Consider the following 11499-nt stretch of genomic DNA (forward strand, 5'->3'; position numbering starts at 1 on the left):
TTATCCTCCTCCCAGCCCCGCAGCAGCCAAGTCCTTCTGGAAACCTTGGACAATCATGTCCCGGACCTGATCGCGCGTATTCTCAATGACGGCTTCCCGAATCGGCTTCGGCTTGATTGTCGGCCGGCGCCAGCTTTTGGGATCGGAGTTTTCCGACACTCGCCGGAAAGTTAGGTACTGCGTTTGACCGGCTCCACCCATTTTTACCATACCTTGATGCTTACCAGTCTTCCACGAATAGCCCGCCCCCGGATGTGATCCCGTGTGGCTCCGCTTTCCAGTATCGTCCGACTTGATCCTCCCACCCCATGAATACGTTCGGGACGGTAAAGAGGATGTCACGCGGCTGAACTCAAGCTTCTTCGCCTGCTCATGCATTCGCTTGGGCATATCCGCCATTGTGGCAGATCCCGGCGCGCCATGGCGAAAGGGGACGGTGACATACTTTTTCCCGTTCGCACCGACCTTTGCCTTTGAAGAAGCCAACAACTTAGGTTTCAAATCCTTGGCTTCCTGGCCGCTTTCTATAGCTGCACCATGTCTGGAGGTGGAGAATACTTCCCCCGTCAGGTCGTCCGGGAATCGCAGACCATCCTGGATGCTCCGAACGTATTCACCAGTCTGCACACCTATGCGGAATGTCCCGCCGCTGTAGCTAACTTCCACGCCCGAGGCGTATTGAATCCATGTAGCTTGAATCAAATCTATCGTCGCCGCACGCACAGCTTCACGTGTATAGGGAAGGCGGTCGCGATTGGAAAGGGTAGCGATAATGTTATCCAGTGCCGGTAATTCAGCCTGTATGGACACCATGCTCACGCAGGACACCTCCCGGGTAATACCGAAGCAGCACTGTGCGCGGCAAATCCTGATTGTTCTGGTGCCGGGGGCGGGGGAGGACAGCGTAAACGGTATAAACAGGACGATGCATGTATATGACGCTGTATTGCGCCCCTGGTGTGGGCTGATTGCCCGTCCAGACGATCGTTGCCCCGTCCACTTCGTAATCATCCCCAGCAGCGTACAGCGTTGTTGTGGCGCTGTCAGGATCATGCATGCGAACCGAGAGCACCTTGGTCACCTTAGGATTCAAAAGCGTGTCCGCCGGGCGCCCGTGCAGCTCTGTGTCCTTCATGATAACCTCAGACGTCTTCACTTCATCGTCAATCAGCGTCACAACATCACCAGCCCCGATATTGAACATCGGTACCGGCTCCCGGCCGGACCGATCAAAGCTGCCTTCCGGCGTACGCAAAAACATATTGGCCGGTATGCTCATCAGAGCGTCTCCAACCTCAAACATGCCGGCATAAGCCAGATAGTCCTTGCTTGTGGTCACGCTCTGCACAAGTGCGCGGCAGGTCTTCACCGGCTCATACACAAAGCCTGTGCCTCCGCAGATCGGGCAACCATAGCGCGGCTGCCCGCTATCCAAATTGATGCAGGAGCAGCGTATGGACTCTTGCCAAAGCACATCACGCCCATGACGAGCGATCAGGTCCTCGAATTTTTGCCCATTAATCTGAATATCCACTTCTAAATTCCTCCCATCGTGAAGCCGCGCATTTTGGTGCGGGCTCCGCCTCCTGCCGGGCTAAAGAAGTCCTTGACCTCCTGCTGCAGCTGCGTAATATGGGCCGAATAGGTACCATACATAGCGGAAGCCGTGGATTGAAATGATTCAGCTACGCCGTCCAGCGTCAGCGAGTAGCCCGCTACGCCGGCCAAAGTAGCGTCACCAGCAACACCCAGCACGGCCACCGCCGCTTGTTTGCCGACCACCGCCCGGATATCCTCTGTTAGTTGCTCCTTGGTGAGCCCGGCAGTGTAGTCAACGTGGAAGACCTGCGGAGTCCTGGAGAGCAGCGGGGCCGCAAACGGGGCCGTACTATAACCGGTTGGATATCCTCCGAGCATAGGCACACCCTCACCCTTAGTGACTACATGCAATTGGCTCGACTTCTTGTAGAGCTTTATCCAGTCTGGATATTGCATGAAATCTATACTGACCTGCCCACCATATGCGACCAACTTGAACGCCGAAAGATCGCTGACATACCGCTGCCGCAACTGGAGGAAACCAAAGTTCCGCCAGCGCTGCGCATCGTGATCATAAGCTGGTTCATCAATTTCATAATCAACACCCTGTTCCAGCCCCCGCGCCTCTGCATTACAGCGGATAATTGTCGGCTTGAGGAAAATGCCCAGTTGCCGCTCCGTATCCTTCACAGCCGCCAACAGGTATCCGAGTATATCCCGGTCCTCCATGGTCTGGCCGAACTGATCAGCAAGCGTCAGTCCATAACACCAACGCCTCCTGACTTCATCCGGCGTGGGCAGCCCCACAGGGGAGCTGTAGGTTATCTCCCCTGTATCCGGGTCCTCTTGCGACTCGTAGTACGGAATGATTGACATAACAGTTACTCCTTGGTTTCAGGCGGTGCAGCTTGGTCCTGATCAGTTGGCGACTGGTCTTGTTTTCCTTTGCCAGTATCCTTCTTACCTTTGGGGTCATCTGGTGTCGAGGTGGCTGGCTTTTTGAGCTTTTCCTTGTACTCTTCATACCCCGGAATCTCTAGCAGCACATCGCCGATAATCTCATCAACATCAGCTACGCCGGTTTCATCAAAATGTACCGTTTCATCCAGCACGACGATATCCAGCGGGTACTCACCCCGCGTTTTACGAATCTTCAATTCCTTCAGCTCCTTTCAGAATGAAAAACAAAAAGAGAGGTTTGTCACCTCTCTTAAGCATGTACCGGTTTAATTGTGCCGTAGCTTTCTGCTCCATAGCTCGGAGCATACAGTTCACGGTTGCTGTTCTGGCCAAGTTTGCCGACATTTTTAAAAATGACAATGCGGCGCGGGTTGTAGACCTGCAGCATGCCGAACAGCAGAATCATGAACTTGCTAGTGGTATCCACCAACCCCAACGGTACCCGCATCAAATCAGCCAGCTTTTTGAAGGCAAGAACATCATCGCCGTCGTTGTCGATCAAGAAGCAATATTCGGTGCCAGGAATATCCTCGCCGTTATCAACCAGCACCTGATTTGCTCCTGCTCCCGCATCGGTGAATTCCGTCATAAATTCGGCCAGCTGCGGATCGGAGTAGTAACCCCGATATACCTTATAGCTCTTGGCCTGCAAATTCGGATCACCGTTCAAGACGCGGGGGATCGTAATTTCTACTGTTTGTCCGGCTGCAACGGCTACTGCACCGGTCCCAACTGGGGAAGACTCCCCGGAAGTCCCCTTGGAACTTACAAAATAGAAGTAAGTGCCGGCTTCAAGCTTGGAAGCTGAATCTGCTTTTGCTACTGCAGCAGCAGTAGCTGGAGTTGCAGGAGAATCCTTCTGGCTAACCTGTTTTGGCGCACCATCAGGCTTCAAGAAACGATCTGCTATAAAATCGATGTTGGCGGCGTTGGCGGCGTATCCCCGGACAGGTTGGCCCATACGAACGTTACTGCCAATGTCCACAATGCGCTGCCGTCCAGTCGGACCAATAAACAGCTTCGAGAAATCTTTGTGCACTTGGTTGGTCAGATACAACTGCAGCAAGGCACCGCCGTAATTGTCGCTGATGATCGTAGCAGCATCTTCCAGAATTTCCTCACTAAGCGGATTCCCGCGCATATCGATAATATGCTGGGTCGCATATGGCTTCCCAGATACAAATTTCTTTACTTGAGCAAGAACGCCATCGATTGCAAGAGGATTCTTGCTGCTATCTCCGAAGTAAAGATTTTTGTTTACCTGCTGCAGCAACCACATGGTCCCGTTGCGTGTCTCTGCAGCCACAGCATCGCCGACCCCCACAGTATTGACTATTTGAGCCGGAAGAGTCGTTCCGCGCGTTACGCCCATAAATTTAACCAAACCAGCTTGACGGATATAATTACTATTCCGCTCCACCGGCCGGCCACCCTCGACAATGAACGGGTCGCCGTCATTTCCGTAGGAATCAAGAACATTGAACTCTTCGACCGTGCTGGCCGCGCCCTTTTTGGGGATGTTTCTCCAAAGGCTTAAATGTTCCTCTTTGGCGGTCACGATCCGGAGAGTCGTTTCGAGTGACTGCGGGCGAATCGCGGACATATCACCATAAATTCCATTTCCGTAAGCTTCACCCGGCGTACCTGTCCCCATTGCCTTAACCAATGCTTCCAAGTCTTGTTGAGTCATCTGGCCGAAGCCATCTGGCAGATTTGTCAAATCCATATGTCAGTCCCCCTTCTTAAACTCCCAATTTTTCTTTCACGCTGGCCGGTAAAGACAGACGCTCCAACGGAGTCCCTGTTTCAAACCGAATGACTTCACTTCCTGACAGTTCACCGGCTTCAAAGGATTTCTCCAGTGTGGCAAGCACTTCCTGACGAGTCATTTCTTTACCGTCCGGACGTGTGACCGTGGTCAAATCGCGCTGCCCGAGGACACTTTGGCGCTGTTGTGGCTGATTCAGAGACTTACGCAGTTCAGCATTATCAGTGCTGAGAGCATCCAGTTTTGTTTCCAGCGATTTAATGAGTGCAGAGTCCTCGCCTTGCTTTTTAATAAGCAGCGTGAGTGATTTCTCCAGCCCTCCCAGTTGAGCGCCAATATCCGCTGTACACATTTTCTTGTCTTGCCGCTGCTGTTGTTGATCGTCTTTCATAGGTAATCCATCTCCCTTTGTAAATGATTTGACCAGCTCCGCATAGGTCATGGTATTGACCGGATTCATGGTGAGCACCACATTTCGCAGAACAGATTTTATAATTTTGCCTGTCTGGCGGTCGCGTTCGACTACACCGCCTTCAATGGACCATCCAACGTGCCGGCTGCTCTGCGATTTCTGTAAGTCTTCTATCGCAACTACAGCCTGCACGGAAAGGTCACGATTGGCAAAAAGACGTCCTTTGACAAAGACGCCATTGACCGATTTATGCAGAGCAGGATGATCGAACTGACCAATCTTAACCTCAACTGGCTCCCCAATGAACTGATTGGGAGCATTCCCGTGTTCCCACTTGATCCAGCCTTTGGACAAAAAATAGGATGTGTCCATTCCTTCCGGAGAAATACTGTCCGCCTGCTCGTCCTCATCGTCGCTGGAGATCACGCCTTGTACGATGTAATCGCCGTTGGCATCCATCTCGACCGACTTTTCCAACGGGACAAATAGGCGGAAAGTGTCTTGAATCTCTTCCAAACCTGTTCACCCCTTCCCTATACGCGCGGCGGCCAATTCCACTGCCCGCCCTTTTCGCCCTGCTTAACATTGGTATTGAAGAACATGCCTGTGGGGTTGAGCACACAAAGATGTACGGTGGTGTCGTCCACCACGCCTGTGATCACGGCAGCGCGGGCTTCACTTCTGAATTCACCACCTGGTGTACCATAGCTGTAATAATGTACAATGCGGCCTACTGTCGGTTTCATCCGGTTAATCACCTCCTTCCAAGGCATGAAAAAAACACCCTACTCAGTGGGTGCTTCATTCTCCGATTTTGTTGGTAGCTTGGAAACACGGCCGACCCTCATCCATCGATGCCGGCAGTGAGGATGCAAAGGGCAGCAAGGCCACCATTCCGCTACCTTGCGTCCGATATTGGTCTTTCCTGGCCAAATGTATTTGTATCCATCAGTCATAGGTTTATCCGAGACAATAAATGTTTTGCCCTCCAGCAGCCGCTGGCAGTGCGGGCAGGCACCAGGAACCGTAGCGACTTGTATAATATCGCCTGGACTCAGGCTTGCCAGGTACGCATCGTTGGTCGCCATAGCCAACTCTGTAATGGCTACCCGGCGCCAGTCCCGGTTCTGATCCCCATACATGTCAAAGAACGCTTGAGAAAGCTTCTGTGCTCCCCAGCGCTCTTTTTGTGCTTGGATTATCAGTTCTTTCGCTCCTGCCCGGTGATTATCCGCTATTTGGCTCAATTTCTCGGCCGCATGCACAACGGACTGTTCGAGACCTTGATATTCCAAAGGAGATAAAGAAACCATTTCAACCTGTTTCTCATCAGTCCATAGCCGAAATGGGAAAGGCTCCTTCTTGGCCGCTTTAAGCGTCTCAGGCAATTGATCAAGCATGGCCGCCGTAATTGTAAGCTTCGCCTTTTCCTCTTGGCTTCGGTAAATACCCAGCAATCCGGACCGAACGATGTATTTTTCCGCAAGTTTGTCGACCTTTTGAAACTGGTCACGGATTTTCTGATCTACTTTACGGATGAGCTGCAAAGGAGAATCCACCACTCCATATTTAAGTAGCCTTCTCCATCCACCGCCCTTTGACCGCATTTTTTTCACCAGGTCACTGATCCGGTTCTTATCCCCTGGACCTTTCTGCAACTCATCCACGGGCAAGTCCAATAAAACTAGCAGCGAAGCCAGCATTTGCTGACCAATCGCATCCAACTCAGCGTAAAACGCATCTTCCAGAGCCGCGATCAGCGGATCGTCTGAGGCGTCCCACATACTGCGCCCGCCCTGCGGCCGTTCCGGAGGAACAGCGAGTGCCTTGGATAAGGACTCAATGATTCGGCGCCGATCCTCCAACGGGAATGAGCGTACCGCCGGCGGCAGCTTTATCTGAAGCTTCGACATCAATACCCCTCCCAGGAGATATCAATATCAAGGGACTTCTGTAATTGATCTGGCTCCGACTTGGCTTTAGCTGTAGGGGGCCTATTGTTTCCGTCCTCTTCCCCGGATTCATTCGGATTAGCTTCCTCCTGGGGTTGCTGATCAGCCATGTAAGCTTGAATAAGCACAGAGTTCGCTGGCGCATTCATCCATTCGGCTTCCGGCGGCACCTGCTGCCCGCGCTGCTTTCGCACTTCGGCGACCGTAGTCAAACCCAGCTCCATATCGTCCTTAAGGCGCTGTGCCTTTCGGTCTTCTTCCTCTTCATCCAGACCCGCCCAGTAAAGGGCAAATTCTGGCGCGATCTGATCAAGAATGTTGGCATTGAATCCGTCAGAAAGGAAGTACATGAGCGGGATAAACCCTTTATCCTTGCTGCCATCCATTTTTTCTGCGGTATTGTCCGACTGGCTCATGCTCTTTCCGCTGGTCCAGCTCTTAAAACCGACCTCGTTAGGATCGATCTGATATACTGCAGCGGCCAAATTAAAAAGAAACTCCAAGAACTCATTAAACTGCATGTCCTGGTTGCTGTTTTTGAAAGGAGTGAACTTGAACCCGTTCCCTTCCTCCATCGCCATGACGGGCACCGACCATTTGCCCTGAGCCCCATCGGTCAGCGTCTTCCAGTGACGACTGAACGCCTCTATGTCCTCCTCCTCATACTTACCGACAACCTCCAGCACACCCTGAGGCAACGAATTGTAAGAGAAATACGACGTATTGTACCGAACGCCATTGACAATGCCCGTGACAATCTCTACGAGCGTCTCCAATTCACTGAATCCGAAATCAGCATAGGCAATGTCCGTCCGGGGATTACGAATCAGGTAGGTCAGCTCCTGCCGTGAATACTCCGCAGTTATACGGCCATCCACACGCTGCACATAAGCAATCGGCCCCGCCGCCCCTATACTTGTCACCTGCTGGTACAACGTTGGCTGGTAGATTTCCGAAATAGGGGAGGTGGGCAGCAGTTCGATGGTGGCCGCATCCACCGCAAACATATCCGTGATCTGGCCGCTGCGGGTAAAGACATTTTCCCAAGCTACGGCATCCAGCGTCAGGCTGTCCCGCGTGATTTTCCGCAGAAATTGATTGAAATTATCCTTCCGCTCAGGGTTTCCCCAGTTTCCGGTCCGGAGAAAAAACTCTTCAAGCTCAAAAGCCCGGGACTGCGCCGCCCGGCTCATGGACTGCTTCGGATTTTTAAAACCGATCCGAAAGCCAAGGTCTCCCTCATACCTGGGACGCCGGGCAAAGCGGGCGACCTGATTCAACCGCGTGTTGATGATCGCAGCAATGGCCGGCACTTTCGCCATGTTACGCAATACGGAAAACGGGAGAAGCGACGGCTTGATGCGTGTTCCGCCCATCCCGGTATATTGATACGGCAGGATTACGGCGGATTTCGCCTTCGCTTGCGCCTGCTGCGCCTGAAGCATTTCTGTATTTGCCAAAGATGTTCACCTCCCTCATATGATGATTGTGGAGCGCACCGGCTTACGAATCTTCTCAAGAGCATATCTGAGAGCGTCAAGCGCGTGATTAAAATCATCAACCGGGCGATTTAAGAAGCGTCCGGTTTTATCCTGATCCCATACGTAACTTGATAATTCAATGCTTACATTTGGACAGCGAAATTTATGAACAATGATTTCATACTGTTGAAGGTACTGAATGCCGTTAATGACACTATCAGGCCCCTTCTCCGCTGCTTGTATCCTACCTATTCCATATCCTCTTATCTCATCAATGGACTTAGGCTCAGCCGAGTCGGCGATTATCTTCTCTTTTGAAAATCCCTTAGCCTTTATCATTTCAGCTATTTTGTCATTGGTCATACCTGACTCATAATGCTCATCAAAGATATAAAGCTTCTTCTCCTGTTCGTTCACAAGAGCTGCAACCAAAGCACTCGGATCGTTTGTATAACCAAAATCCAAACCGAAAACAGCTTTATATGCACCGGTCTTGATCAACTCTTTATATTCAAATTCTTCCTCGCGCCAATCCTCATAAATTGCTCCTTCAGCAATGCCCCATTCTCCTTGGCCTTCGACCCGGTAACGTTTCGGCTTATTCTTTTTCATCCATTCAAATAACGCCCGATCATCGTCCCCTAAGAACTCATTGCATGTGTAGTTGGTGGTCAGAGCCAATATATTAGGATCAGGCACATCAAAAAAACGCTTCTTCAGCCAGTGCTTTTCGTTCCACGGATTAAAAGAAAGCGTCAATTGCTTGTAGTATCCGGTCGGCAATTCCCCCCGAATGGACATGTCCACCTTGTCGAAGTCATCTTCATTTAGAATCTGATAGGCTTCTTCAAACCACGCCCAGCATAAAAAGCCGGTGTCCACCGTGATAGAAGTGATTGACATCGGATCATCAAGACCGCGGAACAATATTTTTTGTCCAGTCGGTTTATATATAGCTTCTAGTGGTGATTTCTTGAAATGCCAAAGATGACCCACATTTAGCCGATAAGTAGCCCATTTCAGTTGCGCCCACGTAGAGTCCTTGTGAACATTGAACGTTTTCCGTAAGACAAGCGTATTGGCGAGAGGAAACTTCATCATATTGAAAATAATTGATAACGCGGCTGTAACACTCTTTTTGGAGCCACGCCCACCTTTGACAACCCGATAGCGCCCTTTGAAACGCCAAAAGTCAACATATCCTTTGCCGACAGTCTCCTGCAGACTCACTTCAACGCTACTCATGAAGATCATCCTTTATAACAACGAACTGCTTATTGTTCTCAGCTCCCTGCAATCGTTCAAGTTCGATTTTAAGAAGTTTCGTTCGCGTTTTCTTCTCTTCGTCCAGCAGCCGGGCCTTTAGTTCAATGGCCTTCAACTTCTTGTCCTGGACGCGAGTCAGGGCTTCTTCGAGCGCCAGAATATCATCAATGCTGCGGTAGGTCTTTTCCTCAACTTGGGATTCAACCATCTCTGTTTTGATAACGGGGACAGTCTTCGTCACGCCTGTTTTTTCATCGTGAATAGTCATGGCATCCTTAACAGCCTTCAACTCACGTAAGACGCGCCGCTCCTTCTCCGAAAGCCCTTCTGTCAGCCGCTTAATTCGGAGCAGCATGCGCCGTTCTCGCAGCTCCAACTTTTTAATGGCATCATCCGCCTGCTTTATCGGATCGGTGTCAATGCGGTCAAGCAGCATCTGCTCGTCCTCATCCAGAGCATCCAGCCATATCGTCTCGTATTCCCCGGTCGTGACCGCCTTCTTGTTGCCGGGCGGCCCGCCGGGTCCGCCTCGGTTCCCCGCTGCGTTCGTATTGCCTGGTGGAGCGCCGCCGCGATTGCCGACAGCGTTCTTGTTCCCTTTGGGAGCGCCCCGACGTTTGGAGCGCTCCGAATTTTGCGGAGCGCTCCGTTCGTCTGATTGGAACGTTCCGTTCAGTTTGGCTTCCCAGCGGTCCTTTGATTTCCAGCCGCGAAGTGTACCATCTGACACGCCGAGCTTCGCCGCGATCTCTACCAGGTCGATCTGACCGCTGCTGGCTTTCCAGATTTCAAAAGCTTCGTCTCGCCTTGGGTCCCTTGACTTCCCCATTACATTATCACCACCCCCATGGGCTAATCAGAATAGACGAGCAGCGCCTAATCCTGATTCACGAGAATGGTCGCAGGGCCAGTAAACCGCCGTGTGTCAAACTGACGCCAGCCCGCCTTGTTTTTTTCAATAAAATTAATATCCGCCGCTACTCCAGGAAGCAGGACAATCTCCCTTACGCCTTCTCTTAAACAAAGCTCGTCGGACAGTTCCTTTGTGGAAACATCTTTCAACCACCACGGACTTTCCGTGTAAGAATTGATTTTATCAGGAGAAGTGTCTGGGTAATCAATATACTTGACCTGCACCCAAGGAATGAACGTCTGCTGGCCGTGTTGATTGGAGATGACCACACCAAATTCGTCAACGGTGTGGAGCATGCGGTTCTCCGCGGCGTTCCCATCCTTGGTCCAGACCGTAACTTTGCTGCCGATATGGTCAACAATATTCGCGTTTGGCATTACTCAATCACCTGCCAGTCTTCGGCCAATACGTCCGTCTGCGATGCCAGCCAAGGAACAAACTTATTATCCGCTGTCTTCATTCCGATCCATGGAAGCTTTTCTAAACCGAGTGAATTGACGTCGCTTGGGTTGTAACGACATGCTGGAACTAGCGTCAACCACATCACCCTACCGTTCCAGCCAGCCCGCGCAACCCTCTTGCCTGCCTTCAACGCCTCTACTGCAGCGCCGAAACTCATTATCTCGCCAGCAGATTCATACGTTTTCTCGAAAATACTTGCCTTACAAGGGTAAATTTCACCCTCGATGCCCTGAATGATGTAATCACCGGGGCGGGCCGTCATAACTCCTTCCAGTGTGGAGATGAACATCTCCATATCATTTGTACCTACACCATCATAGCGGACATCTCCGCGTCGATAAGCTTCGTTGATCCAAACCGGATCTTCTGATTGGTTCTGGTCCCCTGTCCATTTGAACGCCTCAATTACAACAGATTTCTTGCGCCACTTTGACATCTTAATCACCCTTTCGTTGTAATAAAAAAAGGACAAGCCAGTTTACAGCTCATCCTTTTGTAATTCAATGTCCAACTCTATCAGTTTCCTAAGATCATCAACAGTTTTAAATTCGATCCGACCGTCCTGAAAGTCCTTGACCCACTTAGCTACTCCAGCCTTGACAATTTTACGGTACTGCGCTTTGCTCTCCAGGATACCAGCCATAACTTCGAGCTCATGCTGCAACAATAAATTTTCATCTTGTGTTCCCATTTACGTATCCCTCGGCTTCCGTGTATGATTGGAAACGAGACAGCGGATGTCTGAG

General features: G+C 51.1%; 14 protein-coding genes. All 14 read right to left on the reverse strand.

Annotated features, from left to right (window positions below; translation table 11 throughout):
• The 14 genes from VK70_RS17265 to VK70_RS17330 are packed head-to-tail and all read right to left on the reverse strand — an operon-like array spanning position 1 to position 11444.
• Positions 1 to 819: a hypothetical protein gene (locus VK70_RS17265; RefSeq protein ID WP_025698491.1), complete on the reverse strand. Its 819-nt coding sequence runs from the start codon at positions 817 to 819 to the stop codon at positions 1 to 3.
• On the reverse strand, positions 794 to 1534 hold the full coding sequence (locus VK70_RS17270; protein ID WP_025698490.1) for a hypothetical protein: 741 nt from the start codon (positions 1532 to 1534) through the stop codon (positions 794 to 796). Before VK70_RS17270 ends, VK70_RS17265 begins: the two co-directional genes overlap by 26 nt.
• Before the next feature lie 2 nt (positions 1535 to 1536).
• The gene (locus tag VK70_RS17275; RefSeq protein ID WP_025698488.1) at positions 1537 to 2415 is read right to left on the reverse strand and encodes a hypothetical protein; all 879 of its coding nucleotides are present in this window, start codon (positions 2413 to 2415) and stop codon (positions 1537 to 1539) included.
• Between the two features lie 5 nt (positions 2416 to 2420).
• Entirely contained in the window at positions 2421 to 2696 is a 276-nt protein-coding gene (locus VK70_RS17280) for a hypothetical protein (RefSeq protein ID WP_025698485.1), read from the reverse strand.
• A gap of 53 nt (positions 2697 to 2749) precedes the next feature.
• Entirely contained in the window at positions 2750 to 4225 is a 1476-nt protein-coding gene (locus VK70_RS17285) for a hypothetical protein (protein ID WP_025698484.1), read from the reverse strand.
• Between the two features lie 16 nt (positions 4226 to 4241).
• Positions 4242 to 5195 (reverse strand): hypothetical protein, encoded by a 954-nt coding sequence (locus tag VK70_RS17290; protein ID WP_025698483.1) that lies wholly within the window; start codon positions 5193 to 5195, stop codon positions 4242 to 4244.
• Between the two features lie 17 nt (positions 5196 to 5212).
• Positions 5213 to 5425 (reverse strand): hypothetical protein, encoded by a 213-nt coding sequence (locus VK70_RS17295; protein WP_036642088.1) that lies wholly within the window; start codon positions 5423 to 5425, stop codon positions 5213 to 5215.
• Between the two features lie 39 nt (positions 5426 to 5464).
• Positions 5465 to 6592, reverse strand: a complete 1128-nt coding sequence (locus VK70_RS17300; RefSeq protein WP_025698479.1) for a hypothetical protein — start codon at positions 6590 to 6592, stop codon at positions 5465 to 5467.
• Positions 6592 to 8091, reverse strand: coding sequence for a phage portal protein (locus tag VK70_RS17305; protein ID WP_025698478.1), 1500 nt, complete (start codon positions 8089 to 8091; stop codon positions 6592 to 6594). The genes VK70_RS17300 and VK70_RS17305 overlap by 1 nt, the downstream gene beginning before the upstream one ends.
• 15 nt (positions 8092 to 8106) lie before the next feature.
• Positions 8107 to 9357, reverse strand: a complete 1251-nt coding sequence (locus tag VK70_RS17310) for a PBSX family phage terminase large subunit (RefSeq protein ID WP_036642085.1) — start codon at positions 9355 to 9357, stop codon at positions 8107 to 8109.
• Positions 9350 to 10207 (reverse strand): phage terminase small subunit, encoded by an 858-nt coding sequence (gene terS, locus VK70_RS17315; protein WP_025698474.1) that lies wholly within the window; start codon positions 10205 to 10207, stop codon positions 9350 to 9352. Before terS ends, VK70_RS17310 begins: the two co-directional genes overlap by 8 nt.
• Before the next feature lie 47 nt (positions 10208 to 10254).
• Positions 10255 to 10668 carry a BC1881 family protein gene (locus VK70_RS17320; RefSeq protein WP_025698473.1) on the reverse strand — a complete coding sequence of 138 codons (414 nt, stop codon included), beginning with the start codon at positions 10666 to 10668 and terminating at the stop codon, positions 10255 to 10257.
• Positions 10668 to 11189, reverse strand: a complete 522-nt coding sequence (locus VK70_RS29365; RefSeq protein WP_046723580.1) for a DUF2829 domain-containing protein — start codon at positions 11187 to 11189, stop codon at positions 10668 to 10670. Before VK70_RS29365 ends, VK70_RS17320 begins: the two co-directional genes overlap by 1 nt.
• A gap of 42 nt (positions 11190 to 11231) precedes the next feature.
• Positions 11232 to 11444: a hypothetical protein gene (locus VK70_RS17330; RefSeq protein ID WP_025698472.1), complete on the reverse strand. Its 213-nt coding sequence runs from the start codon at positions 11442 to 11444 to the stop codon at positions 11232 to 11234.
• Positions 11445 to 11499 lie beyond the last annotated feature (55 nt).

Source organism: Paenibacillus durus ATCC 35681, from assembly GCF_000993825.1.
GTDB classification, from domain to species: Bacteria; Bacillota; Bacilli; order Paenibacillales; family Paenibacillaceae; genus Paenibacillus_AQ; species Paenibacillus_AQ durus_B.